This window comes from Plantactinospora sonchi, assembly GCF_036422035.1.
GTDB classification, from domain to species: domain Bacteria; phylum Actinomycetota; class Actinomycetes; order Mycobacteriales; family Micromonosporaceae; genus Plantactinospora; species Plantactinospora sonchi.
This window is the reverse complement of record NZ_JAZGQK010000007.1, coordinates 150,530-175,825: the sequence shown is the minus strand read 5'-3', so window position 1 is coordinate 175,825 and position 25,296 is coordinate 150,530. Positions and strand designations below refer to the sequence as shown.

General features: G+C 71.8%; 19 protein-coding genes. 8 read left to right on the top strand and 11 right to left on the bottom strand.

Annotated features, from left to right (window positions below; genetic code table 11):
- Positions 1 to 8: 8 nt before the first annotated feature.
- The 9 genes from V1633_RS10080 to V1633_RS10040 all read right to left on the bottom strand — a co-directional run bounded on the left by V1633_RS10080 (position 9) and on the right by V1633_RS10040 (position 13,223).
- Entirely contained in the window at positions 9 to 962 is a 954-nt protein-coding gene (locus tag V1633_RS10080; protein WP_331213961.1) for a hypothetical protein, read from the bottom strand.
- Between the two features lie 76 nt (positions 963 to 1,038).
- Positions 1,039 to 1,254, bottom strand: coding sequence for a helix-turn-helix domain-containing protein (locus tag V1633_RS10075; protein WP_331213960.1), 216 nt, complete (start codon positions 1,252 to 1,254; stop codon positions 1,039 to 1,041).
- A gap of 103 nt (positions 1,255 to 1,357) precedes the next feature.
- On the bottom strand, positions 1,358 to 2,416 hold the full coding sequence (gene rhaS / locus V1633_RS10070; RefSeq protein ID WP_331213959.1) for a rhamnose ABC transporter substrate-binding protein: 1,059 nt from the start codon (positions 2,414 to 2,416) through the stop codon (positions 1,358 to 1,360).
- Between the two features lie 125 nt (positions 2,417 to 2,541).
- The gene (locus V1633_RS10065; protein WP_331213958.1) at positions 2,542 to 3,585 is read right to left on the bottom strand and encodes an ABC transporter permease; all 1,044 of its coding nucleotides are present in this window, start codon (positions 3,583 to 3,585) and stop codon (positions 2,542 to 2,544) included.
- Positions 3,575 to 4,636, bottom strand: a complete 1,062-nt coding sequence (locus V1633_RS10060) for an ABC transporter permease (protein ID WP_331213957.1) — start codon at positions 4,634 to 4,636, stop codon at positions 3,575 to 3,577. Before V1633_RS10060 ends, V1633_RS10065 begins: the two co-directional genes overlap by 11 nt.
- Complete coding sequence (locus V1633_RS10055) at positions 4,633 to 6,249, bottom strand: sugar ABC transporter ATP-binding protein (RefSeq protein ID WP_331213956.1); 1,617 nt, start codon at positions 6,247 to 6,249, stop codon at positions 4,633 to 4,635. The genes V1633_RS10060 and V1633_RS10055 overlap by 4 nt, the downstream gene beginning before the upstream one ends.
- 241 nt (positions 6,250 to 6,490) lie before the next feature.
- Complete coding sequence (locus V1633_RS10050; RefSeq protein WP_331213955.1) at positions 6,491 to 9,286, bottom strand: family 78 glycoside hydrolase catalytic domain; 2,796 nt, start codon at positions 9,284 to 9,286, stop codon at positions 6,491 to 6,493.
- Between the two features lie 230 nt (positions 9,287 to 9,516).
- Positions 9,517 to 11,688, bottom strand: a complete 2,172-nt coding sequence (locus V1633_RS10045) for a choice-of-anchor P family protein (protein WP_331213954.1) — start codon at positions 11,686 to 11,688, stop codon at positions 9,517 to 9,519.
- 248 nt (positions 11,689 to 11,936) lie between these two features.
- Positions 11,937 to 13,223 (bottom strand): endo-1,4-beta-xylanase, encoded by a 1,287-nt coding sequence (locus V1633_RS10040; protein WP_331213953.1) that lies wholly within the window; start codon positions 13,221 to 13,223, stop codon positions 11,937 to 11,939.
- A gap of 155 nt (positions 13,224 to 13,378) precedes the next feature.
- On the opposite strand from V1633_RS10040, the gene V1633_RS10035 reads away from it, so the two are divergent.
- Entirely contained in the window at positions 13,379 to 14,245 is an 867-nt protein-coding gene (locus V1633_RS10035; RefSeq protein ID WP_331213952.1) for a CPBP family intramembrane glutamic endopeptidase, read from the top strand.
- Positions 14,246 to 14,390: 145 nt separating this feature from the next.
- Here V1633_RS10035 and V1633_RS10030 read toward each other — a convergent pair whose 3' ends face one another.
- On the bottom strand, positions 14,391 to 15,656 hold the full coding sequence (locus V1633_RS10030) for an erythromycin esterase family protein (RefSeq protein ID WP_331213951.1): 1,266 nt from the start codon (positions 15,654 to 15,656) through the stop codon (positions 14,391 to 14,393).
- Positions 15,657 to 15,898: 242 nt separating this feature from the next.
- Between V1633_RS10030 and pnuC the strand changes: the two genes are divergently transcribed.
- Both pnuC and V1633_RS10020 read left to right on the top strand, forming a co-directional pair.
- Complete coding sequence (gene pnuC / locus V1633_RS10025) at positions 15,899 to 16,546, top strand: nicotinamide riboside transporter PnuC (RefSeq protein WP_331213950.1); 648 nt, start codon at positions 15,899 to 15,901, stop codon at positions 16,544 to 16,546.
- Positions 16,547 to 16,548: 2 nt separating this feature from the next.
- Entirely contained in the window at positions 16,549 to 17,685 is a 1,137-nt protein-coding gene (locus V1633_RS10020) for an AAA family ATPase (protein WP_331213949.1), read from the top strand.
- 85 nt (positions 17,686 to 17,770) lie between these two features.
- Here the strand turns inward: V1633_RS10020 and V1633_RS10015 are convergent, their stop codons facing one another.
- Positions 17,771 to 18,778: a zinc-binding alcohol dehydrogenase family protein gene (locus V1633_RS10015; RefSeq protein ID WP_331213948.1), complete on the bottom strand. Its 1,008-nt coding sequence runs from the start codon at positions 18,776 to 18,778 to the stop codon at positions 17,771 to 17,773.
- A 75-nt stretch (positions 18,779 to 18,853) separates the two neighbouring features.
- On the opposite strand from V1633_RS10015, the gene V1633_RS10010 reads away from it, so the two are divergent.
- The 5 genes from V1633_RS10010 to gcl all read left to right on the top strand — a co-directional run bounded on the left by V1633_RS10010 (position 18,854) and on the right by gcl (position 25,260).
- Entirely contained in the window at positions 18,854 to 19,234 is a 381-nt protein-coding gene (locus V1633_RS10010; protein WP_331213947.1) for a winged helix-turn-helix transcriptional regulator, read from the top strand.
- A gap of 124 nt (positions 19,235 to 19,358) precedes the next feature.
- Positions 19,359 to 20,357: a LysR family transcriptional regulator gene (locus V1633_RS10005; RefSeq protein WP_331213946.1), complete on the top strand. Its 999-nt coding sequence runs from the start codon at positions 19,359 to 19,361 to the stop codon at positions 20,355 to 20,357.
- 394 nt (positions 20,358 to 20,751) lie between these two features.
- Complete coding sequence (locus tag V1633_RS10000) at positions 20,752 to 21,756, top strand: 2-dehydropantoate 2-reductase (RefSeq protein WP_331213945.1); 1,005 nt, start codon at positions 20,752 to 20,754, stop codon at positions 21,754 to 21,756.
- A 233-nt stretch (positions 21,757 to 21,989) separates the two neighbouring features.
- Positions 21,990 to 23,531, top strand: a complete 1,542-nt coding sequence (locus V1633_RS09995; protein WP_331213944.1) for an aldehyde dehydrogenase family protein — start codon at positions 21,990 to 21,992, stop codon at positions 23,529 to 23,531.
- Positions 23,532 to 23,535: 4 nt separating this feature from the next.
- Entirely contained in the window at positions 23,536 to 25,260 is a 1,725-nt protein-coding gene (gene gcl, locus V1633_RS09990; protein WP_331213943.1) for a glyoxylate carboligase, read from the top strand.
- The last annotated feature ends 36 nt before the right edge of the window (positions 25,261 to 25,296 follow it).

Genomic DNA, 25,296 nt, shown 5'->3' with positions numbered 1-25,296 from the left:
CGGTGCGCCTAAGCACGGCCCCCGGTCGACACCGGCAACTCCGCCAGCAGCTTCGGCAGCCGTCGGGCGAAGTCGGCGGGAAAGTCGTGGCCGAGCTCCGGAACCTCGTCGAGCCGGCAGTCGACGCCGGCCCGCCGCAGCGTGTCCAGGGCGGCCAACGCGTCGTCGCGTACGTCGTCGTCCCGTGCGCCGAGCAGTACCCTGCCGCGCAGGCCGCGCGCGACCGCGCCGGGCACCCATCCGGGGTCGAGATCGTCCGGGCCGATCGCCGGGGCCACGGCGAGGAAGCCGACCGGGGTACCCGGGTGGGCGGCGAGCGCCCACCGGACCGCCTGCCGACCGCCGGCGGAGAAGCCGGCGGTGACCAGTGGAAGCGCCCGGTCGGCCGGAGGCAGCCGGTCGAGGGCCTCGGCGACGTCCCGGTCCGCCACCTCCGGATCCGGCCAGGACCGGTACGTGGGCGTGTTGCGCTGTGTGGAGTCCAGGGCCATCAGCACGTAGCCCGCGTCAATTGCGGCACGCCACTGCGCCACGGCGTCGTCGGCGTCCTGGCCGGCACCGTGCAACGCGACCAGCAGCCCGCGGGCCGGCCCGGCCGGCCGGTGCAGCAGCGGCGGCCGGGTCGCCTGCCCGGCGGCGGTCGCCCGGGCGTGCGAACGCTCGACCAGCTCGGCGAAACCGTCCAGCGCACGGAGCGGGGCGAGATCGTCGTCGTCGACCAGGATGCGCCGGTGCCACCAGCCGCCCGCCTCGTACGCGGCGCGCAGTTCGGCGAGTGCCTCGGCCGGGCGGCCGGCCAGACTGAGCAGGCAGGCGGCCAGGTGGGCGAGGTCGGAACGCCAGCCGGGCAGCCCTGGCTGTGCCGCTCTGACCAGTTCAACGCCCTCCGCGTAGCGCTGTCCGAGATAGTGGGCGATCGCGTCGTCGCTCACCGCCTGCCAGGCGGCACGGTCGTCAGTCATCCGGAGATGTGAGCACATCGTCGCCGGCGCCGCAGCCGGTTTCCGGCGCCGCCGGCAGCCGCCGCCGTGCGACGGTTCAGAGCAGGCCGCGGCGTACCGCCCAGACCACCGCCGAGATCGGCGCGGGCACCCCGAGTCGGTCGCAGATCGCCCGCACCCGACGTCGGACGGTCCGTTCCGACGTACCGAGTCGCCGGGCGACCGCGTCGGCCGAGAGCCCGTCGGCCAGCAGCCGCAGCAGGATGAGTTCCTGGTCGTCCAGGGCTTGACGTCGCACGGTCGGTACGGTCACGACCCACTCCTCACTCTCGGCCCGGCGCCGGGCGACACGACGACGGTGCGGTCCGGCGCCGACCGGCCGCCCGGAGGCGGGACGGACGGCGCCGGGCCGACGCTCAGAAGTTGAACTGGTCGATGTTGGCGGCGTCGAAGACGGTCGGTGGGCCGAGCACCACCACGCCGTCCGGGCCGACCGTGTACTCGCCGAGCTTGCCGGCGGTGAACTTCTCGCCCTCCTTGCCGGTGATGATTCCGGAGGCGAGCGCCGCACCGGCGTACGCGGCCAGGTAGCCGAGGTCGGCCGGGTTCCACAGCGCGAAGCTCTTGACCGTGCCGTCCTTGACGAAGTCCCGCATCTGGTTCGGGGTGCCGAGGCCGGTCAACGCGACCTTGCCCTTGTACTCGGAGCCGGAGAGGTAGCGGGCTGCCGCCGCCACCCCGACGGTGGTCGGCGAGATGATCCCCTTCAGGTCCGGGTACGACGCCAGCAGGCCCTGGGTTTCCTGGAACGACTTCTCGTCCTTGTCGTCGCCGTAGACCGTGGTGACCAGCTGGATCTTGCTGTACTCCGGCTTGGCCAGCTCGGTCTTCATCAGCTCGATCCAGGCGTTCTGGTTGGTCGCGTTCGCGGTCGCCGAGAGAATCGCGATCTTGCCCTCGCCGCCGATCGCCTCGGAGATCAGCTTGACCTGGTTCTCCGCGATGCCCTGCCCGGTCACCTGGTTGACGAAGAGGTCGCGGCAGTCCTTGTTGGTGTCCGAGTCGAAGGTGACCACCTTCGCACCGCCCTGCCGGGCCTGGTTGACCGCGCCGCAGATCGCGTTCGGGTCGTTGGCCGAGACGACGATCACGTCGCTGCCCTGCTGGCTGAGCGTGTTCAGGTAGCTGACCTGCGAGGAGGCGCTCGCCTCCGACGGGCCGACCTCCTTGTACTCGCCCTTGAACTCCGCGACCGCCGCCTTGCCCCCGTTGTCGGAGACGGTGAAGTACGGGTTGTTCACCTGCTTGGGCAGGAACGCGACGTTCAGCCCTTCCTTGATGGTGCTGCCGCCACCACCGGTCGAACCGCCCGGGGCGGAACCCTCGTCGCTCGCGCAGCCGGCGCTCAGCAGCAGTGCCGTGAACGTGGCCACGGTGACGCCGAGGCGGACACCTGGAGATCGTCTGACAGTCATCGCCGGTCCTCTCTCGACGGACCGCCGTGCCCCCGGAGGGGCCGGTGCGGTCCGGCGTACGGAAAAGGTGCTGGATGGGTGGGGCGCGGTGGAGACGTACGGACGGTGCGGGGACGGATCCGGGCTCAGGCGCCCTCCGCGCCGGCGACCGGGGTCGGGGCGGACCGGGGCGGAAGGGGTCGTCGACGACGGAGCCGGGCCCGCAGCATGGCCGCCGCGTTCGGGCCGACGACGGAGACGATGAGCAGGGTGCCGGTGACCACGGTCAGCGTGTCGGCCGGCACGTCGGCGAGTTGCAGCGCACTGCGCAGGGTCATCAGCAGCAGCACACCGGCGAGGACACCGAGCAGGGTGCCCCGGCCGCCGAAGATGGAGACGCCGCCGAGCAGCACCGCCGCCACCACCGACAGTTCCAGGCCGGAGCCGTTGTCGGCCCGGGCGCTGGCGTACCGCATGGTCCAGAAGACGCCGGCCAGGGCGGCGACCGCGCCGGTCAGCACGTACAGCCAGAACTTGGTCCGGGCCACCGCGATGCCGGAGAAGCGGGCGGCCTGCTCGTTGTTGCCCATCGCGTACAGGCCCCGGCCGATCGGGGTGGCGTGCAGCAGCACACCGAACCCGACGGTGAGAGCGGCGAGCACCAGCACCACCCAGGGCACCGTGGTGCCGGGCAGCGGTGCGATCGCGTTGCCGGTCCAGCCGATCGGGAAGTCGGCGACGGCCCGGTCACCGAGCACGACGTAGGCGAGTCCGCGGTACAGCGCCAGCGTGCCGATCGTCACCGCCAGCGACGGCAGTCCGAAGCCGGCGATGAACAGCCCGTTCACCGCGCCCAGCAGCGCGCCGAGCAGCACCACCAGCGGCAGGATCAACGGCAGCGGCAGGCCGGTGAGCCACAGCTGGCCCAGTACCGCGCTGGCCAGCCCGAGCACGCTGGCGACCGAGAGGTCGATCTCCCCGGTGATGACGACCAGGGTCATCGGCAGGGCGATCAACAGGATCGGTACCACGTCGAGCAGCAGGAAACCCCAGAAGCGTGCACTGGCGAACCCCTCGACGGTCACCGACGCGACGACGACAACCAGCGCCAGGAGCACGACCACCAGGACGTCCCAGCTGCCGAGCGCGGAGAACCAACGGGCCGACCGGCCCGCCCGGTCAGGCGCCACGGGCCCTCCTTCCCCGAAGACGTTGGGCGATGCGCGCGGCGAGCGCCCGGTCCATGCCGATCGCGGCCAGGATCAGCGCCCCCACGACGGCCTGCTGCCAGAACGGGTCGATCCGCAGCACCGGCAGCGCGCTGCCGATCGTGCTCAGCAGGACGGCACCGAGCGCCGCCCCGTACACCGAGCCGCTACCGCCGAAGATCGCCACTCCGCCGACCACCACGGCGGCGACCACGTTCAGTTCCATGCCGTTGCCGGCCGCCGCGTCGAGGGTGCCGAACCGGGCCGCGTACAGCACCCCGGCCAGTCCGGCGAGCGCGCCACTGACCACCAGCGCGCCGAAGACCCGTCGACCGACCGGGATGCCGTGCAGTCGGGCGGCCGCCGGGTCGGAACCGATCGCGTACAGTTCCCGGCCACTGCGGTACGACCGCAGGTAGAAGCCGGCGACCACCAGCACCCCGACGGCGAACAGGGCCAGCACCGGTACGCCGGCCACGGTGGCGGTGCCCATGCCCTTGAAGCTCCCGGGCAGGTCGGCGGCGTTGATCTGCTGACCGGCCGCCCAGGAGTAGTCGACGCCCCGGAAGACGTAGAGCGTGCCGAGCGTGACCACCAGCGCGGGTACCCGGGCGACCGCGATCAACGCCCCGTTGACCACGCCGCAGAGCACGCCGACGCCCACCCCGGCGAGCAGGGCCAGCACGATCGGCGCGTCCGGCATCGCCAGGAACAGTTTTCCGGTGGCGAACGCGGAGAGCCCGAGCACCGAGCCGACCGACAGGTCCACGTTCCGGGTGATGATCACGATCGCCTGCCCGACCGCCAGCACCACCAGGATGGTGGCGCCGAGCAGCAGGTCCTTGCGGCCCTGGCCGGAGACGAAGCGCGGGTTGACCGCCGTGGTCACCGCGACCAGCAGCACCAGCGCGAGTGCGATACCCAGCTCCCGGGCCATGAAGATCCGGTGCGCGGCCCGGGTGCCGCCGGCCGGCGGTGTCCGGGGCCGGGGCGTCGCCTCCGGCGTCGTACCCGGACTTGTCGTGGCGGTCACGCCGCTCCTCCCTGCCCGCCGGGCCCGGCGCCGCGTGTGTCGGCGGCCGGTGGCCCGCCGTCGGCGACCCCCGCCGGGTCACCGTCGGCGGTTCGTCCGCCGGCCACGGCGGCGCCGGTGGCGGCGAGCATCACGGACTCCTCGTCGGCGGCGTCCCGGGCCAGTTCCCGGACCAGCCGTCCCTCGTGCATCACCAGGACCCGGTCGGCCATGCCGAGCACCTCCGGCAGTTCGCTGGAGACCATCAGCACCGCGACCCCCTCGGCGGCGAGCCGGGACATCAGCCGGTGCACCTCGGCCTTGGTGCCGACGTCGATGCCCCGGGTCGGCTCGTCGACGATCAGCACCCGGGGCTCGGTGGCGAGCCACTTGGCGAGCACCACCTTCTGCTGGTTGCCGCCGGAGAGCGTCGACACCGGGTCGGTCAGCCGACCGGCCTTCACCTGGAGTCGCTCGGCCCAGGTCCGGGCCGCGTCGGATTCGGCGCGCCGGCCGAGCAGACCGAACCGGGCCAGCGGCCAACGCCGGGTCAGGGTCGCGTTCCGCTCGACCGAGAGTTCCATCACCAGGCCCTGCTGGCGGCGGTCCTCGGGTACCAGGGCGAGGCCGGCGGCGAGCGCGGCGGCCGGTCGTCCCCGGGGCAGGCGTACGCCGTCGACCCGCACCTCGCCCGCGTCGTACGGGTCGAGGCCGAAGAGCGCCCGGACGACCTCGCTGCGGCCGGCGCCGACCAGCCCGGCGAGCGCGACGATCTCGCCCCGGCGGACCTCGAAGCTGACGTCGGAGAAGACCCCGGTCCGGGTCAGACCACGGACGGCGAGCACGGTCTCCCCGACCGGTGCCGACTCCTTGGGGAACAGCTGGGAGATCTCCCGGCCGACCATCCGGCGCACCACCTGGGCGGTGTCCAGCGCCTCGACCGGGTCGGTGGAGACCCACCGGCCGTCCCGCATCACGGTGATCCGGGCGGCCAGCGCGAAGACCTCCTCGAAGCGGTGCGAGATGAACAGGACGGCGGCGCCGGCCTCTCGCAGCGACCGGACCACGGCGAACAGCCGCTCCACCTCGACTCCGGAGAGCGCGGCCGTGGGCTCGTCCATCACCAGCACCCGGGCGTCGAAGGAGAGCGCCTTGGCGATCTCCACCAGCTGCTGGTCGGCGATGGAGAGCCCGCGCGCCGGGCGGTCCGGGTCGAGGTGTACGCCGAGCCGCTGGAACAGTTCGGCCGCGCGCCGGCGCATCAGGGCGGTGTCGATCCGGCGCAGCCCGCGCAGTGGTTGCCGGCCCATGAAGATGTTCTCCGCGACCGACAGGTCGGGAAAGAGCGTCGGCTCCTGGTAGATCACCGCGATGCCGGCGGCGCGGGCGTCGGCGGGACCGGTCAGCCGCAGCGGCGTTCCGTCGAGGGTCAGTACGCCGGCGTCCGGCTCGTGCACCCCGGCCAGGATCTTCACCAGGGTGGACTTGCCGGCGCCGTTCTCACCGACCAGCGCGTGCACCTCGCCGGCACGCAGTTCCAGACGTACGTCGACCAGGGCGTGCACCGCGCCGAACGACTTCCGTACGTCCGACATGGTCAGCAGCACCGGACCGTCTTCTTCCCGCTCGGGCACCGAGCCCTCCAGCCTGAAACGTTTCAGTCCACTGTGATGAAGACGGTAAATCGCCGTTTCGGGACCGGTCAAGCGTTTCGGCCCGATTACCCAATCGTTACCTGCTGAGCCGCCCGGCGAAGACCGGCCTGGCGGACAACCGCGCAGCCGCTGGGCGGGCACCAGCGGCCGGCCAGGACACGGGAGGGCCCTTCCGGCACGCGCCGCTGCGCACCGGAAGGGCCCTGGTCGGGATCCCCCGCTACCGGGGTTGGAAACTCGACCGGCCCGAGCCGACCTCGAAGACCGCCCGCCCGTCCCGTACACCGAGGTAGCTCGCCCGACCCGGGCCGAGCTCGCGGTAGGACGTACCGGCGGTGACCGGGAGCGCGACCCGGGCGGTGACGTTGACCGGCACCTCGACCTCGACCCGGAGGCCGCCGCCGACCCGTCGCCAGTCGACGCTCACCGGGCCGCGCTGGGTGGGCACGGTGCCGGCGGCCCGGCCGAGTCCGGTCGCCGGCGGCACGATGTCGACCCGGGCCGCCCCCGGGCTGGCGATCCGGACGCCGAGCAGCGTCTGCTGCACGTCGACCAGTGCCTGTGCCCCCCAACCGTGCGACTGGCTGAAGTTGCTGCCCGGGTCCAGGGTCCACGCCTCCCAGGTGAAGGTGCCGCCCTGGGCCAGGATGTTCGCCCAGCCCAGGTCCTCCGGGTCGGTCAGCAGCTCCAGTACGGCGTCCGGCCGGCCCGCGTCACCCAACGCCTGGAGCAGCCAGTGTGCCGTCATCGGACCCTGCCGCATCCCCAGCCCGGCGAGGTACGCCGCCAGGGCGGGCCGGTCCGCCGCCGGTGCCACCCCGTGCGCGATCGCGTACGAGGTGGCGTGCTGCCCCGCGTGGCCGCTGCGCTCACCGGTCGCCGACAGCCCGTCCACGTAGACGCCGTCGTCCCGACGCAGCCGCAGGTTCATCGCCTCGACCAGGGCGTCCGCCCGGCTGGCGTACCCGGTGACCTCGGCGTCCGGCCGACCGAGCGCCTCACCCATCTCCGCGACGGTCCGCAGCACGTCCACGCCCTGGGCGTTGATGGTGGTCCGGGCGGCGGCGGTCATGTCGTAGCCGAACCGGCCGGGCTCCGGCCAGTCGACGATGCCGTACTGGTAGGCGCCGCTGCCGCCGGAGAGCTGGGTGACCAGCCCGGCGGTCGGCCCCGAGGACGGGATGTGCCGCAGCACGTAGTCGGCGGTGTTCCGGATCGCCGGGTACGCCTCGGCCAGCAGCCCGGTGTCGCCGGTCTCCTGGTAGTAGCGCCACACCCAGTCCACGAACATCAGCGAGTAGTCGGGGATGTCCCGCTTGCCGTCGCCGTTCGGGTAGACCGCGTTGTACCGGCCCAGATCGTTGCCGGCGGTCCAGAACCGCTCGGCCGAGCGGAGGAACTCCCGGATCGCCTGCTGGGTGGCGTCCCGCTCGCCGAAACCGCTCATCGTGGCGTACGAGATGTCGGCGGCGTCGCCGAGGAACTGGCCCTTCTCCCGGGTGGGGGTGTCGACGAACGCCTCCTGCACGGAGTAGATCGCCGAGCGCCGGAGCATCTCCCAGACCTCGTCGAGGGTCCGGTCCGAACTGCGGAACGTCGCCTCCCGGCCGGCCGGCACGTCGGTGTGCACCAGCACCGCCGAGACGTCGTCCCGGCTGATCCGCTCCCCCGCACCGGGAATCTCCAGGTAACGGAAGCCGAGGTGGGTGAAGGCCCGGAACTCCTGCGGGCCGTCCTTCTGCAGGTACGGGAAACTCATGTCGGTGCCCTGCGAGAGCAGGGTGTCGGTGGCGACCCGACCGGCCTCGGTGAGGTTGTAGCCGGTCCGGAGCTGTACGGTACGGCCGGCGACGCCGGCGTCGAACCGGACCTGCGGGCGGGCCGGGATCACCACTCCGAAGTCGGCGACCACGGTGCCGTCGGCGGAGGTGCGCAGCGCGACCGGTCGGACGGTCGTCTCGGCGAGCCGGGTCTCCTGTCCGATCAGGTGCGGGTAGGTCGCGATCGGATGCGGTCCGAGCGCCTCGGCCGCCGTCCAGGGCTCCGCGCTGTCGTCATAGCCCGGTCGGGTCCAGCCGACCACCTCGGCCCGGGCGTCCTGCCACTCGATCCGGTCGCCCTCACCGTTGCGCCGGCCGGCGCCGTTGACGAACCGGGTGTCCCGGGTGACCCGCCACGAGCCGTCGGTGCCGAAGACCTCCCGGGAGCCGTCCGCGTGCTCGACGACCAGCTTCAACAGCAGGCCCCGGGCACCCGCCGGTCGACCCTGGCCGCTGCCGTACCAGTGGTAGCGGACCCCGATCGCGAGCGGCTCGCCGGCCCGGACCAGCCGGGTGACGTCGGCGGCCTGGTAGTAGTCCTCGCCCGGGTAACCGAACGAGGTGCCCCGGTCGGCGCGCTGGCCGTTCAGGTACAGCTCGTAGGTGTGGTCGGCGGCGGTGTAGACCCGCGCCCGCACCACCCGGCTGTGCCCGGGGCGGACCTCGGTACGGGCCAGCGTGTAGTCGTCGGCGTCGCTGGTGGTACGCCGGATCCAGTTGGCGCCCTCCCACTCGGCGTCGGAGATGCCGGTCTCGAAGCCGCCGGAGGCGGCCGGGGAGACCCGGCCGGTGCGGTCCCAGGTCCGGACCGTCCACCGGTACGCGCTGCCGGAGCGCAGTGCCGGGCCGCCGTAGGGCACGTAGGACTGCTGTCCGGAACGGACCTTGCCGGAGTCCCAGAGCGTTCGGCCGGACGCGTCGGCGACGGTGATCCGGTAGGCGCTCTGCACCTCGCCCGGGTCACGGTCCCGGGGCAGCCAGCCGAACCGTGGTGTCCCTTCGACGTTCAGCGGACGTTCCCGGTCGTCGACGGTCAGCTCGGTCGGCGCCTGCGGCGCGTGGCCGTGGCCGGCCGCCCCGGGCGGGTCACCCCGGCCGGCCGCCGCCGAAGGTACGCCGGTGAGAACGGTGCCGCCGACGAGTACGCCGGTGACGACGAGTGCGACGCGGACTCGGGCGGATCGTGATCGTGGCATGGCCGCACCTCAATGGGTCCCAGGCGATCGTGAATCGTTTCAGGCAGGTTACGTCCCGATCCCGGCCCCCGAAAGGCGATCGACGTGGCCGGATCCGGCGGCCGCCGTCCCACCCGGTGGAGCGGCCGGAGCACCCGGTGGGCGGAGCCCGGAGAACGTGGGCGGGCAGGGGCGGCATGCACCGCACCCTGCCCGCCGTCAGTTCACCAGGTCGTCCGACGACCGGCCGCTCAGCCGAGTCGGCAGCTGGCGAGGATGATCTCCTGTCCGGGAATGATGAGCGTCGGCGGCTTCACCACCCGGATCGCGTTGCGCACCAGTTGGCCCTGGGCATTGGTCCTCGACTCGTTGTAGAAGACCTGCACCAGACCGACGTTGATCGACCCGGAACCCAGCCCGATCGGGATGCCGTTGATCGTGCCGACGCTGGACGAGCGGGTCACGCCGTCGGCGTCGGCGACACAGCTGCTCTCGATGTTGGTCACCGTGATCAGGCCCGCCAGCAGGCTGGCCTGGTCGATGGAGGCGGACGCCTCCGTCCGTCCCGTCTCCGGGTCCACGGTGCAGCTCGCGTTCAACGCGCTGACGCTTCCCACCGGAGTGTTGAGCAGTGCCTGGGTCTGCGCCTCGTCCGGCGGGCAGGTGACGTCCGGGGTACGCGGCACGGTGAGCAGGCCGCTGGCCTGGATGGCGAAGGCACCACCGGGCAGGTAGACGACCACCCGTACCACGTCGGTGGCCGAGCCACCGTCGTCGTCGGTGACCCGGACCAGGACGTCGTGCGGTCCGACCGCGGTGAAGGCGTGGGTCGTGGCGCAGGTTCCCGCGCCGGGCGCCTCGTTGACGGTGCCCGGGGCGACCGGGGTGCCGTCGTCGAAGTCGACCGTGCAGGTGTGGCTGTCGTTCGTGCCGACGTCGGTGAACGGCGCGGTGAAGGTGACCGGGGCACCCACCGCGAAGAGGGCGCCGTCGGCCGGAGCCGACACCGTCACCGCCGGTGCGACGTTGCTCAGGGTCAACGTGACCGTCGCCTCGACCGGCGGGTTGACGCTGTCGTCCGCCGTCAGGGTCAGTTCGTACACACCGTCGTCGGTGCAGGTCACCGTCGTCGCCAACGCGGCCGCGTCACCGAACGAACAGGTCGCGCCCGCGTCCACCCCGGACGCCGGGGCGTAGCTCCAGGCGGTGCCCAGACTCGGACCGTCCGGGTCGACCACCTCCCCGGCCAGCGAGACCGCGGTGCCCTCCTGGCCGGCGTACGGCCCACCCGCGTCCACCGTCGGCGGGGCGTTGACCACCACGGTGTGGCAGTCCGTGACGTCGCCGGCGCCGCCGCCGTCCGTACCGTTGGCGGTGACGCAGATCTGGTGGGAGCCGGCGGCCAGCGCGGCGGTGCTGGTGCTGTAGTTCACCGATGCCGGACCGTTCTCCGGCAGGGCCGGGGTGACGTCCGTGATCGGGACCGGCGTGCCGCCGTTGACCGACATCGTCAGCGTGGTGAGTTCCGAGGCGATCACGCCGGGCACGATGTCGGGCAGGTCGGCGACGTCCGGGACGGGAATGCACTCGCCGCCGGTGGCATCGGCGATCTGTTGCAGGCTGCCCCTGCCGCCCCCGGTGTTGTCGCAGGTCGAACCCTGACCGACCGCGAACGTGAAGATGTCGACGTTCGCCGGCACGCTGGCCAACGGGCCGCCGACGTTGCCGCCGGCCGTGGCGACGCCGTCCGAGACGAACGCGACGATCTTCCGCGGCTCGTCGGACGCCGCCGCCACCGCGGTCGCGTTCTGCACGCCCGCGGCGAAGTTGGTGAGGTTCCCTACCGACCTGGCGGCGAACCGGGTGAGTCCGCCGTCTCCGCTCACCGAGGAGTTGGCCGAGGTGAGCACCTGGTCGACATCGCGACCGCCGGCGCCGTCGAGGTCACTGGTCGGGCCGGTGATCAGGTCGTCGCCGCCGCCCGGGGTGACGTCGGCGGTGGCCGCGTTCTCGGCGAAGACGGCAACGCCCACGTCGCCGACGGTGCCGGTGGCCACCGCCTGGTTGTTCAACTCCCGCGCCGCCGCGATCTCGCAGTCGAGGATCCGGTTCGCCCGGCCGTCGCCGTTCTGGTCCCCGCCGCACCCGGTCACGGTCGGGTCGTCGGTGCTGCCGGAGACGTCCAGTACGTAGATGAGTGCGGTGTTCGCCACCGGCACGCCGGTACCGATCGACGCCGTGCCCTGCACCGGCACCGGGCCGGGCGGGCGAACGGATCCGTTCGCCGGCGTCGTGATCGAGACGCTGATGCTCGTACCGCCGGGAAGGTTGTCGTTGCTCGGGTGGGCGGCGGCCGGGCCGGTGGTCGCGACGACGAGCGCGGCCACGGTCAGCCCGGTGCCGCCGAGAAGCCTTCGTTTCATCCGTACCTCCAGGATGGCTGGTGGCGGCCGGCGACAGCTCCGGATCCCGGCCAGGCGGAGCCGGGCGGCGGAGAAACCAGAAGAGACTGGAGATGTCGTACGGCGGCAGGGGGCGCCGCCGGTTCCGGCCGAGTGCACGGATGAGCGTGAAGGCGCAACTACTCAGCGTCGTATGTGGTATCGGACAGCGAAGTGTCGTATGCCCGTCAGCATTCGACGACGAGTGCCGACCGGGCAGGGACGTGTCGTCAGAGCACCACCTCGACCGAGGTCGTACCGGGCGCGTCGAGCCGGAACGTCGCCGACCGGCCGGCGGCACCGAGCTCGTACTCGCCGAGGGCACCGGTGAGCCGGACCCGGCCCTCCCCGTCGGTGCGGAGGGTGGTCGGCGGCAGCCACCAGTCTCCCTTGACCAACGAGCGCAGCGCCTCGTACGACGGCTTCGGGCTGCCGTCGGCCCGGACGAAACCGCCCGGAGCGCCGAGCCAGCCGCCGTCGGCCATCCCCCAGTAGGTGATCGCCTCGACGGACGGATGGGCCAGCAGGGTCCGGTAGTGCCGGACGATCTCGTCCGCCTGCCGCTCCTCACCCTCCGGCGTGCTGGGCCACTCGTCGACCTGGTGGTCGTTGAGGTCGACGATCTCCGCCGGCATCAGGTCGCCGGAGACGATGGTGGTCTCGGTGAAGTGGATCGGCAGGCCGTACCGGGAGAACCGGTCGAGGATGGCGAGGGTCTTCTCCTCACCCCAGTAGCCCTGGTGCATGTGGCTCTGCAGCCCCAGCGCGTCGATCCGGATCCCCGCCTCCAGCACCCCCTCGATCAGGCACTCGTACGCGGCGGACATGTCGAAGTCGTTGAGCAGCAGGGTTGCTCCGGGATTGGCCTCCCGGGCAGCGTCGAACACCGTCCGGATCAGCGGGATCCGGCCCATCTCACGGCAGATCCGGGTGAGGCCGTTGTCGTACTTGTCGAAGATCGGCATGATCACGACCTCGTTGATCACGTCCCACATGTCGATCAGACCGGCGAAGTCGGTGACGTCCCGCCGGATCCGGTCCACCTGGGCCTGGACGATCTCCTCGTTGGAGAGCTCCAGCAGCCACTCGGCGCTCACCGTGTGCCAGGCGAGTGGATGGCCCTTCACCGGGCAGCCCCGCTCGGTGAACCAGCGGGCGGTGTTGCGCAGGCGCTCGGTGTCCGGCCGCCCCCGGGTCGGCTCGAACCGTCCCCAGTAGAACGGCAGGGTCGCGACGTTGAACAGGTCGAGCCAGAGCTCGGCCAGCCGTTCGACGGGCGCCGAGTCGGCCTCGCCCAGCGACCCCTGGCCACCGCCCGGTCCGGCGCCGGGCGCCGGGACGAGTTCACCGTTGGCGAGCGGGATGAACTCGAATCCGGTGCAGCCGAAGAGGAAGGCGTGGTTCCGCTGTGCCACCACCACGTCCTGGTCGGCGAGCGGAACCCCGCCCGAGGTCACGGTCAGCGTGGCGTCCGCGGCACGGGTCCGTCGGATCGCCGGGTCAGAGTCGGAGAACATCGAGGCATCCTCGCATGACCCGGGCCGCCCGGCTTCCGCCCTCCGGGTCCGTCCGGCATCCACCCGCCGTCCCGGTCCGGGTCCCTCGAAGGATGTGGTGAGAAGTCCTTCCCGCTGCGGATCCGGCGGGGAACGGTCCGGCAGATCCTGACCTGATGAGATCGAGAGTCTTCACCGGGGTCGGCCTCACACTGCTCGTCGCCGCGCCCAGCACGCTACTGCTCACCGGACACACCCGGATCGCCGTCTCCGCCGACGAGGAGGCCGGGGCGGTACCCCTGGTGGTCGTGGTCCTGCCGGTGCTGGTCGGTCTGCTGCTGGTCCGCCTGGTGCCACCCGGGTTGCCGGCACTGCCCACCCCCCTGGCGGAACACCGGCGACCGCTGGTCCGACAGGCAGCCGGGCTGGTGCTGGTCGCGGTGGCGTTCTCGGCGGTCTCGCTGGCCCTGTGGTCCGTGCCCGGCGGCGAGCTGCTGTACGGACCGGTCAAACTGCTGTTCCTGCTCGGCGCCGGCTGGCTGCTGGTACGCCGGTGGCCGGCGCCGTCGCCCGCCGGGCGACACCGCGCCCGCATCCCGGCGCGCTGGTACTGGCTCGGCCCGCTGCCCGCCGTGGCAGCCTGGGGCTACCTCCACTTCTACAGCCCGCTCGGCGGGGAGCAGGACCTCTCCGGCTACGAGGCCTGGGATCCGGTGGAGCTGGCCGTCGCCGCGCTGTTCACGTTCGTCACCGCGAGCGTCGCCGAGGAGCTGTTCTACCGGGTGCTGCTGCAGACCCGACTGGAGGCGCTGCTCGGCCGGTGGCCGGCGATCACCGCGACCGCCCTGCTCTTCGCCGCGATGCACGTCCACCGGTACGGCGACGGTCCGTTCTGGGAGGTGACCGCGGTCGTACTCGCCTCCAACGGCGGGTTCGGGCTGTTCGTCGGCTACCTGTGGGCCCGGTACCGCAATCCGTGGTGGCTGATCGTCGTACACGGTGCGGTGAACGCGCTGAATCTGCTCCCGATACTGCTCGGCTGATCCTGTCGGCCCGCCGCCATCGGCGCCCGCCGCCTGGTGGACGACGATGTGCGGCGGGCATGGGCGGCGTGCCGAGTGGACCGGCCACCCGGTGTGCGGGCGGTTGACGGCGGCGTCCGGGGCAGCCCGGAACCGAGCATCTCGGTCAGCCGGTGACCTGCTCGGTCGTGGAGGTCTCGGGAATGTTCACCACCAGGTCGTAGGCGTCGAGCAGTCGTACCTCCTGGTAGGTGTCCATGACCCGGATCCGGTCGGGACCGGCCAGCCGTCCCCGTGCCCCGCGCAGGTCGACCGCCCGCAGTCCCGACCCGGGGGCGAACGCCGCCTCCACGCTGCCCTCCCGCGCCGGATCGAGGTCGGCTCCGACGATCTCCACTCCGCCCGGCCGGTCCGGGTTGGCCCGGCGGGTGACCGTACGACCGGCGGTGCTGGTCGCCGCTATCGCCACATAGTCGCCACCCAACCGGCTCGCCAGATGGTGCCCCATCGCGGACAGGGAGAACGTCGGCGTGATGACCGGGGCCCGCTGGATGTGACTGTTGTGCGCGCCGACGACGACCTTCGTCCCCGGGCCGAACCGGTCAAGCAGCCAGCACACCGTCTCGGCCATGCCACGGTCGCGGGGGGCCACCTTCGGGTGCGACGTGTCACCGGCCGCCCGCGCGGCGGTGCTCCGGAACGACTGGTCCAGCAGGCAGACCAGCCGCACCTCGCGCCGGGCGATCTCGTACGACTCGGCGCCGCCGGCCGGCACGTACTCCCACTCCAGCGCGTCGAACCGGATCGCCAGCTCCGCGAGCAGCGCCGTGATCCCGTCCCGCTCGGCCGCCGCGAGCTGGCAGTAGGCGCCGTACGCCGGCAGCGGGTGCTCGCCCGCGAACTTCTCCATCAGCGCGGCCAGCCGGTCCACCAGGTCGACCGCGTCAGTGTCGACCACACCCAGGTAACGCCGGATGTTCTGCATCGCCGGCAGCGGGGAAGCCGTGGAGCCCGGTACGTCGATCCCGGCGAACCGTACGGGCGTCGTCCCGGCCTGGTTGGCATCCCGCATCCACCGCAGGTGCGCGCGCATCTCCGGGCACCGCCCGAAGGTGTACGTGATCCCGTCGTCGGCGACGGTCTCCAGGTCACCGGGACCGCCGCGTACCCAGTCGTCCACGGCCAGTCCTTCGCTGAATCCCGACTCCAGCCCGAAGACGGTGAACCCCAACCGCTCCACCAGGAACCGCGTCATCCGGTGCCGCAGCAGGGTGAACTCGCGTACGAGGTGCGAGCTTTCGCCGATGGCCACCACCCGGGCGCCGGCCAGCCGGGCGGCCAACGGCTCCAGGTCGTCGAGCGGAGCCGCCGGGTCGAGCGTGTCGAGGGCCATCGCCTCGTCGGCGACGAAATCACGGAAGACATCGGACATCGGGCCACGCTATCCGGCCGTCACCCCCGAGATCGAGAGGTGGATCGCCGGACCTCTCCGGCTGCCCGGGTCGACGTGGGCCGAACTGTCGGCGAACCTCCCACGCCGCCCGGTGCTGCCCGACTGCCCCCACCAATCGCCGACCCCGGTCCGGTCGCTCGGCGGCGCCAGCCGCACCGTCACCCCGACGCCAGCCAAGATCGGTTACGGTGTGTCGACCGCCCGGCTGACAAGGAGGAACGGTGCTGGACTGGCTCACCTCACCGGCGCTGACCCTCTTCGGCGCGCCGACGTCCTGGGCGGAGCTGCTCGGCTTCGCCACCGGCCTGCTCTGCGTCTTCCTGGTGGTACGCCAGCACATCGCCAACTGGCCGGTCGGGATCGCGAACGTACTGCTGCTGATGGTGGTCTTCTGGTCGGCCGGGCTGTACGCCGACGCCGGGCTGCAGATCGTCTACGTGCTGCTCGGCGCGTACGGCTGGTGGCACTGGATGTTCGGCGGGGCGGACCGGAGCCCGCTGCGGGTACGGCGTACCACGCCGACCGAGTGGCTGGGGCTGGCGGTCGCCGGGGTGGTGCTGACCGGCGTCCTCTGGTTCTTCCTCGATCGCTTCACCGGGTCGACGGTGCCGCTGCCGGACGCGCTGACCACCGCGTTGTCCCTTATGGCGACGTACGGGCAGGCGCGCAAGCTGGTGGAGAGCTGGTGGCTGTGGATCACCGTGGACCTGATCTACATCCCGCTGTACGGCTACAAGGACCTCTGGCTGACCGCGATCCTCTACCTGGCGTTCCTCGCCCTCTGTCTCCTCGGCCTCCGGGCCTGGCGCGCCGACCTGCGCCGGACCGTCGACCCGGTCGGGCCGGCCGGCACTCCGGCGCTCACCTGAGCATGGCATCCCGGTTCCGCCACGGCATGGTCGTCGGCAAGTTCTATCCCCCGCACGCCGGACACCACCGGTTGATCGGGACCGCCGCGGCGGCGTGCGCCCGGGTGACCGTCGTCGTCGCACCGTCCAGTGTGGAGTCCATCCCGCTCGCCGACCGGCTGCGCTGGCTGCGCGAGGTGCACTCCGCGACACCGTGGGTGCGCTTCGTCGGCGTCGTCGACGACCATCCGGTCGACTACGCCGATCCCCGGGCCTGGGAGGCGCACTGCGCGGTGTTCCGCCGGGCTGTCGGCGACACGGCCGTCGACGCCGTGTTCAGCTCCGAGGCGTACGGCGAGGAACTGGCCCGACGGTTCGCCGCGACACACGTCTGCGTGGACCGCGACCGGGCCGTGGTACCTGTCTCCGGCACCGCCGTGCGGGCCGATCCGGTCGCGTACTGGCGGCATCTCGCCCCGCCGGTGCGGGCCTGGTTCACCCGCCGGGTGGTCGCGGTCGGTGCCGAGTCGACCGGCACGACCACGCTCTCCCGCGCGCTCGCCGCCGCGCTGCGCGCCCGGGGCGGGGTCTGGGCCGACACCCGCTGGGTTCCGGAGTACGGCCGTGAGCTGACCGGACGGAAGCTGGCCGCGCTCCGCGCGGTCGATCCGGCCGCAACCGTGTTCGACGTGACCTGGACCGCCGAGGACTTCGTGGAGGTGGTGCGGGCGCAGAACGCCGCCGAGGAGACCGCCGCCCGGGACGGCGCGCCGATCCTGGTCTGCGACACCGACGCCCGGGCCACCGCCGTCTGGGAGGAGCGTTATCTCGGCGCCACCTCACCGGCGGTCCGGGAGGCCGCCGCGATGGCCGACCTCTACCTGCTCACCGATCACGTGGACGTACCGTTCGAGGACGACGGGCTGCGCGACGGCGCGCACCTGCGGGCCTGGATGACCGGCCGGTTCCGGGCCGAACTGCGTGCCGCCGGAGCCCCGTTCATCCTGCTCACCGGCCCGCCCGAGGTACGCCTGGCCACCGCGCTGGCCGCCTGCGACGCGCTGCTGGCCGGCGGCTGGTCACTCGCCGACCCGCTGCCGGCCGACGGTACCCCGGTACCGCCGGCCGGTCTGGCGGATGCGCCGGAACAGACGGGTTGACGGGACCGGGCCGGGCGACCCCTCGCGGAGCCGGCCGCGTCCGCGCGGCGGGGACGTCCGTCCGGACGGTCCGGCGCCGGGCGTGTCAGAAGCCAGCGACGACGACCTTGCCGATGGTCGACCAGCTTTCCAGCATCTCGTGGGCCCGCCGAAGGGTCGCGGCGTTGATCGGACCGAGTTCGTTGGTCATCGTGCTGCCCACCCGGCCCTCGTCGACCAGCCGCGCCGTACGTTCCAGCAGCTCGTGCTGGGTCGGATCGGTCGGCAGGAACAGCGGCCGGGTGAACATGAACTCCCAGTGCCAGCTGATGCTCTTGGCCTTCAGCGGCAGTAGTTCCAGGCCCTCCGGCTCGTCCATCGCCACGATGTGCCCGTTGGGCCGGACGATCTCGGCGAATCGTTCGATGTTGCCGGCGGTGAACGGACTGATCAGGTAGTCGACGCCGGCCGGCGCGACGGCGCGGACCTCGTCGACCAGGTTCCGGTGGCCCACGACGTGGTGGGCGCCGAGGTCGGTGACCCACTGGCGGGACTCCGGCCGGGAGGCGGTGCCGATCACCGTCAACTGGGGAATCAGGGTGCGGGCGAGCTGGATCGCCATCGAGCCGACACCGCCGGCCGCGCCGAGGACGAGCAGCGTCCCGTCACTGCCCTCGGTGAGCCGGAACCGGTCGAAGAGACTCTCCCAGGCGGTGATGGTGGTCAGCGGCAACGCCGCCGCCTCGGCGAAGCTCAGGTTTCTCGGCTTGTGTCCCACCACGTGTTCGTCGACCAGGTGAAACCGGGCATTGGTGCCCGGCCGGCCGATCGAGCCGGCGTAGTAGACCTCGTCGCCGACCGCGAACCGGGTCACCTGGTCGCCGACCTCGCTGACCACCCCGGCCGCGTCGTATCCGAGGATCTTCAGTTCGCCACCGGGGTCGTTGAGAGTGCGGACCTTGGTGTCGACCGGGTTCACCGAGACGGCCTCCACCCGGACGAGCAGGTCGTGCGGGCCGGGTGTGGGTACCGGCACCTCGACGTCGATCAGGCTCTCGGGGTCGGTGATCGGCAGGCTACGTCGGTAGCCGACCGCGGGCATCAGTTCGGTCATGAGGCCGACGCTATCCCCCAGCGTGTAGTTACCGTCAAGGGACCATGGTTTCCATCGGGTACTACCATCGTCCCCATGCCCGTCACCCCGACCGACACCTGCGGCCCCCGGGACGTCTACGCCGCCGCCTGCCCCTGCCGGGACATGCTCGACCTGCTCGCGAACAAGTGGAGCAGCCTCGCCCTCGGCGCCCTGGAACCGGGTCCACAACGGTTCGGTGCGATCCGGACCCGGCTGCAGGGCATCAGCCCCAAGGTCCTGACCCAGACCCTTCGCCGCCTCGAGGAGCACGGCCTCGTCAACCGGACGATCTATCCGGCGGTCCCGCTGCACGTGGAGTATTCGCTGACCCCGCTCGGGCGGGACGCCTGCGAACCGCTGGCACGCCTGCGCAGCTGGGTCGAGGAGAACATCGACCGGTTCCCGATCTCGACGACGGCCGCCACCGGGGGCTGACCGTTCCGGCATCCCGGGCGCGCCGCCTCCCGGGGCGGTGGATCTCGCGCCGGTCCGACCCCACCCGGGGTGCGATGCTTGGCCCGGACCGGGATCGGGCGGCGCGGCATGGAGAGGTGGCCAGATGTTCCTTCGCCAGTTGGAGTACCTCACCGCACTGGCCCGGGAGGAACACTTCGGTCGGGCGGCGGCGGCCTGCTGGGTCAGCCAGCCCACCCTCTCGGACGGGATCCGCAAGCTGGAGGCGGAGTTCGGTGTCTCGGTGGTGCGCCGGGGGCACCGGTTCGAGGGATTCACACCGGAGGGTGAACGCCTGCTGGCCTGGGCGCGGCGGCTGCTCGCCGACCGGGACCAACTGGTCGCGGAGTTCGGCCGGGCCAGCCACCAGGGCCTGACCGGACGGTTGCGGCTGGGTGCCGTGCCAGCCTCGCTGCCGCCGGTGTCGCTGCTCACCGGGCCGTTCTGCGAACGGCATCCGGGGACCAGTCTGACGGTGCTCTCCCTGACCTCCGCCGAGATCCATCGTCGTCTGATCGACTTCGAACTGGACGCCGGGCTGACCTACCTCACCGGTGAGCCGCTCACCGGGTTCCGGACCATACCGCTCTACGACGAGCGTTACGTCCTGCTGACCAGTCAGGGCGAGTTCGCCGACCGTACCGAGGTGGGCTGGGCGGAGGTCGCCGGACTCCCGCTGTGCCTGCTCACCCCGGACATGCAGCACCGGCGGATCCTCGACGACCTGTTCCTGCGGGCCGGGGTGGCGGTCACCCCCCGGATGGAGACGAACTCGGTCTCCACGCTCTGCTCACACGTGCGCGGCGGGAACTGGGCGAGTGTCATTCCGCAGGCCTGGCTGGGGCTGTTGGGCGTACCGCCCGGCACCCGGGTGCTGCCGCTGGTCGAGCCGACCGCGACCAGCACGGTCGGGCTGCTGGTGCTGGACCGTGATCCGCAGCCGCTGGTGACCAGCGCGCTGATCCGGGTGGCGGAGGACCTCGACCTGCAGTCCGACATTGACGCGCTGGTGCCGGCGGGGGTGGCCGGCGCCCTCGGCACCCCTGCGGCGCCCCGGCCCCGTCGCGGCACCGGCTCGTCCCCGGTCGAGCCGTCTGACCAGTGACGATAGGTATGGCCGATCGACCGTTCGGGGATTGCTCATTGTTCCCACGACACCGGTCGACCACCCTGGGGTAGAGGCGTGACCGTTCGGCGACCGCTTCGCGGGCCGGACGGCGTACCCGCCCCGGGGGCAGGGCTGGCAGATCATCCACCGGAGCGGTGGGGCCCGTGCCGGTGGACGGCCGGCGCGGGCCCTCAGGCGTCGCCGGGTCGACGGCCCGTTCTCAGCCATGCCCGCGTTCGGGATCGTGGACAGGAAAGCGCATCGGCGATCGCCGTTGAAAGAGACAGGTTGACCTGGGGCGGCAGCTCAAAGGCTTGCCAGCCTCACCAGTAATTGCATACTGTACTCAACATAACGCATACAGGTAAGTCCTTTGTGAAGGGAGCTGCCCGTGCGAGTTGCAGTGCTCGGAGCCGGTGCGATCGGTGCCTATGTCGGCGCCTCCCTGTGCCGCGCCGGAGTGGACGTCCATCTGATCGCCCGTGGGGCACACCTGGCCGCACTACGGACCCGAGGGGTCCGGGTGTTGAGTCCACGGGGGGATTTCGCCGCCCATCCACACGCCACCGACAATCCCGCCGAGGTGGGACCGGTGGACTACGTGTTCCTCGGCCTCAAGGCCCATTCGTACGCCTCGGCGGGGCCGTTGCTCGACCCGCTGCTCGGACCGGAGACCGCACTGGTGGCCGGACAGAACGGCATTCCGTGGTGGTACTTCCACAAGCTCGCCGGGCCGTACGAGAACCACCGGATCGAGGCGGTGGACCCGGACGGCGCCACCTCGGCCGTGATGGCGCCGGAACGGGCCATCGGTTGTGTGGTCTATCCGGCGACCGTGATCGAGTCCCCGGGGGTGATCCGCCACCTGGAGGGGACCCGGTTCTCGATCGGCGAGCCGGACGAGACGGTCTCCGAACGGTGCGTACGGTTCAGTGAGGCGATGATCGCCGGCGGCCTGAAGTGCCCGGTCGAGCGGCACCTCCGCGACGACATCTGGATCAAGCTGATGGGCAACGTGGCGCTGAACCCGCTCAGCGCGCTGACCCGGGCCACCATGGTCGAGATGTGCGAGCACCTCGGCACCCGGCGGGTGATCGAACAGATCATGGAGGAGACGCTCGACATCGCGCACCGGGTCGGCAGCACACCGGAGATCTCCATCGAGAAGCGGATCGACGGCGCCCAGCGGGTCGGCCACCACAAGACCTCGATGCTGCAGGACCTCGAGGCCGGCAAGGAGATGGAACTCGACGCGATCGCGGCGGCGGTGGTGGAGATGGCCGACATCACCGGCGCACCCGCCCCGACCCTGCGGACCATCTACTCCGCCACGGACCTGCTCGGCCGGACCATGGTGACCAGACAGGCCGAGACCCCGGCCGTACGGGCAGCCTGACCCTCTCCCCCGTCGGGCGGGCCGACCCGCCGGCCCCGGCGGGCGATCCGCAGAGTCTTGCACTGTAAGTGCCGACCGCATACTGTATGCAGACTCGCCAGCTCGTCTCCGCACCGCAGACCCGGTGCCGGTCAGCACCACGACGGGATGCCGGCGTCCCGGACCACCTGATCCCCGTCCCGGACCCGGCGAGCCCGTCCACCCACAGGACACCCGACGCCCTGGAGGCTCCCGTGCCCCTGATACCCAAACCCGGTACCGCCTGGCAGGACTGCTACGCCCGCTGCGTCGAGGTGGCACCGGAGGCGTTCCGCCCCGACCGTCTGCTCAACTACTGGGGCCGGCAGTGGCGCCGGGACGGGGAGCCCGTCCCGGCGACCTCACCGGTCGACGGCACGACCATCGCCGGCCCGCCCCGGCTCGACGCGGCCACCGCCACCTCCGCCGTACGGGCGGCGGCCGACGCGCACCGGGAGTGGGCCCGGGTCCCGCTCGCCGAGCGGAAGGCCCGGGTCGCCGCCGCGCTGGACACGCTGACCGAACACCGGGACCTGCTGGCCCTGTTGCTGGTCTGGGAGATCGGCAAGCCGTGGCGGCTGGCCACCGCCGACGTCGACCGCTGCGTCGAGGGCGTGCGGTGGTACGTCGAGGAGATCGACCGCATGGTCGAGGGCCGCACCCCGCTGCCCGGTCCGATCAGCAACATCTCCAGCTGGAACTACCCGATGAGCGTCATCATGCACTCGGTGCTGGTGCAGGTGCTCGCCGGCAACGCGGTGGTGGCCAAGGCCCCGACCGACGGCGGGGTGAGCTGCCTGACCCTGGCTTTCGCCCTCGCCGCCCGGCACGACCTGCCGCTCACCCTGGTCAGCGGCGGAGGCGCCGCGCTCTCCCCGGTGCTGGTGAACTCCCCCGACATCAGCTGCGTCTTTTTTGTCGGCGGTCGCGGCGCCGGCGGCCAGGTCGCCGCCGAACTGCTCAACACCGACAAGCGCCACGTACTGGAGCAGGAGGGGCTCAACTGCTGGGGCATCTGGGAGTTCAGCGACTGGGAGCTGCTCGCCGGTAACGTCCGCAGGTCCTTCGAGTACGCCAAACAGCGCTGTACGGCGTACCCGCGTTACGTCGTCCAGCGGTCGCTCTTCGACCAGTTCCTCGCCGCGTACCTGCCGGCGGTACGCAGTGTCCGGTTCGGCCACCCGCTGGCGGTCGAGCCGGGGCAGGACGGCTTCCCGGACCTCGACTTCGGGCCGCTGATCAACGATGCCAAGGTCAAGGAGCTGACCGACGCGGTCGACGCGGCGATCGCCAAGGGCGGCGTGCCGCTGTACCGAGGTTCGCTGGACGACGGCCACTTCCTGCCCGACCAGGACCGGTCGGCGTACCTGGCGCCGGTGGCGATCCTGGCCCCGCCGCCCTCCTCGCCGCTGTTCCACGCCGAGCCGTTCGGGCCGGTCGACACGATCGTGCTGGTCGACACCGAGGCGGAGCTGCTGGCCGCGATGAACGCCAGCAACGGTGCCCTGGTCGCGTCGCTGGCCTGCGACGACGAGGCGACCGCGCAGCGGCTCAGCGCAGAACTGCAGGCGTTCAAGGTCGGCATCAACCGGCCCCGGTCCCGGGGTGACCGGCAGGAGGTGTTCGGCGGCCGGGGCGCCTCCTGGCGGGGCGCCTTCGTCGGCGGCGCGCTGCTGGTGCACGCGGTGACCGAGGGTCCGGCCGACGAACGTCGCTACGGGAACTTCCCGACCCACGCCCACTACCCGGAGGTCTGAACCCATGGCCAAGATTCCCTGCATGGACGCGGTCGTCGCGGTGCTCCAGTCGGAGGGCGTGGACGTCGTCTTCGGCTGCCCCGGCGCGGCGATCCTGCCGCTGTACGCCGCGATGCGAAAGACCGACATGCGGCACCTGATCGTCCGCCACGAGGAGGGCGCCACCCACATGGCGGACGGTTGGGCCCGGACCAACGGCCGGGTCGGGGTGGCGATCGGTACCTCCGGGCCGGCCGGGACCAACATGATCACCGGTCTCTACACCGCCCAGGCGGACTCGATCCCGATGATCTGCATCACCGGCCAGGCGCCGACCAGCAAACTGCACCAGGAGGCGTTCCAGGCGGTCGACATCGTCGAGATCGCCAAGCCGGTGACGAAGTGGGCGGTGCAGGTGAAGGAGGCCGCCCAGGCGCCCTGGATCTTCCGGGAGGCGTTCCGGATCGCCCGCTCCGGGCGGCCCGGGCCGGTGCTCATCGACCTGCCGATCGACGTGCAACGGCAGGAGATCGAGTGGGACGCCTCGATCGACGCGCCGCTGCCGGTGCCGGTGGTCGAACCGCACCTGCCCCGGGTCGAGCGCGCCCTCGACATGCTGCTGGCCGCCGAGCGTCCGCTGATCCTGGCCGGCGGTGGCGTCATCATCGGCGAGGCCACCGACCTGCTGCGCGAGGTCGCGGAGCTGCTGACCGTGCCGGTGCAGGTCACCCTGATGGGCAAGGGCGCGATCCCGGAGGACCACGACCTGTTCGCCGGGATGACCGGCATCCAGACCACCCAACGCTTCGGCAACGCCTCGTTCCTGGAGTCCGACCTGGTGCTGGCGCTCGGCGCCCGGTTCGGCGACCGGCACACCGGGGACCTGGAGACGTACCGGGCCGGCCGGAAGTTCATCCACGTCGACATCGAGCCGACCCAGCTCGGCAAGGTCTTCGGCCCGGACCTCGGCGTGGTGTCGGACACGGGGGCGTTCCTGGCCGCGCTACGCGACGCGGCCCGGCGCCGCGCCGCACTGCCGGACCGCGCCGAATGGGTCGCCCGGGTCCGACAGTTGCGCCGGACGCTGGTACGCCGGGACGACTTCGACTCGGTGCCGATCAAAGCCCCCCGGGTGTTCCGGGAGATCAACGAATTCTTCGGCCCGGACACCTACTTCGTCACCGCGATCGGCCTCTACCAGATCTGGTCCGGCCAGTTCCAGAATGTCTTCAAGCCCCGGCACTACCAGGTCTGCGGCCAGGCCGGTCCGCTCGGTTGGGAGATTCCGGCGGCGATCGGGGTGAAGTCGGCGAAACCCGATGCCGAGGTGGTCGGGGTGGTCGGCGACTATTCGTTCCAGTTCCTGGTCGAAGAACTCGCGGTGGCCGCGCAGTACAACATCCCGTTCGTCCTGGTGATGTTGAACAACGAGTATCTCGGGCTGATCCGGCAGGCCGAGATCGGCTACGAGATGAACTACGAGGTCGACATCCACTACGACGAGTACGGCACGGACAACGTGAAGGTGATGGAGGCGTACGGCTGTTCCGGGCGTCGGGTGACCCAACCGGGTGAGATCGCCGACGCGCTCGCCTGGGCCAGCAAGGAGTCCCGGCGGACCAGCCGTCCGGTGCTGGTCGAGGTGATGATCGAGCGGGAGGCCAACACCGCACACGGCCTCAGCATCGCGAAGGTCAACGAGTTCGAGCCGGTGCCGGAGATCGAGTACCGGGACGGCGTCTCCGGTTGATTTCCGGGGCCCGGCGGACCGAGGGCCCGCCGGGTC

What these genes read in the sequence shown, in the direction of transcription:
- V1633_RS10080 (WP_331213961.1), bottom strand. Translation starts at nt 962, where the DNA reads ATGACTGACGACCGTGCCGCCTGGCAGGCGGTGAGCGACGACGCGATC.
- rhaS (WP_331213959.1), bottom strand. Translation starts at nt 2,416, where the DNA reads ATGACTGTCAGACGATCTCCAGGTGTCCGCCTCGGCGTCACCGTGGCC.
- V1633_RS10050 (WP_331213955.1), bottom strand. Translation starts at nt 9,286, where the DNA reads ATGCCACGATCACGATCCGCCCGAGTCCGCGTCGCACTCGTCGTCACC.
- V1633_RS10045 (WP_331213954.1), bottom strand. Translation starts at nt 11,688, where the DNA reads ATGAAACGAAGGCTTCTCGGCGGCACCGGGCTGACCGTGGCCGCGCTC.
- V1633_RS10040 (WP_331213953.1), bottom strand. Translation starts at nt 13,223, where the DNA reads ATGTTCTCCGACTCTGACCCGGCGATCCGACGGACCCGTGCCGCGGAC.
- V1633_RS10035 (WP_331213952.1), top strand. Translation starts at nt 13,379, where the DNA reads ATGAGATCGAGAGTCTTCACCGGGGTCGGCCTCACACTGCTCGTCGCC.
- V1633_RS10030 (WP_331213951.1), bottom strand. Translation starts at nt 15,656, where the DNA reads ATGTCCGATGTCTTCCGTGATTTCGTCGCCGACGAGGCGATGGCCCTC.
- V1633_RS10020 (WP_331213949.1), top strand. Translation starts at nt 16,549, where the DNA reads ATGGCATCCCGGTTCCGCCACGGCATGGTCGTCGGCAAGTTCTATCCC.
- V1633_RS10015 (WP_331213948.1), bottom strand. Translation starts at nt 18,778, where the DNA reads ATGACCGAACTGATGCCCGCGGTCGGCTACCGACGTAGCCTGCCGATC.
- V1633_RS10010 (WP_331213947.1), top strand. Translation starts at nt 18,854, where the DNA reads ATGCCCGTCACCCCGACCGACACCTGCGGCCCCCGGGACGTCTACGCC.
- V1633_RS10005 (WP_331213946.1), top strand. Translation starts at nt 19,359, where the DNA reads ATGTTCCTTCGCCAGTTGGAGTACCTCACCGCACTGGCCCGGGAGGAA.
- gcl (WP_331213943.1), top strand. Translation starts at nt 23,536, where the DNA reads ATGGCCAAGATTCCCTGCATGGACGCGGTCGTCGCGGTGCTCCAGTCG.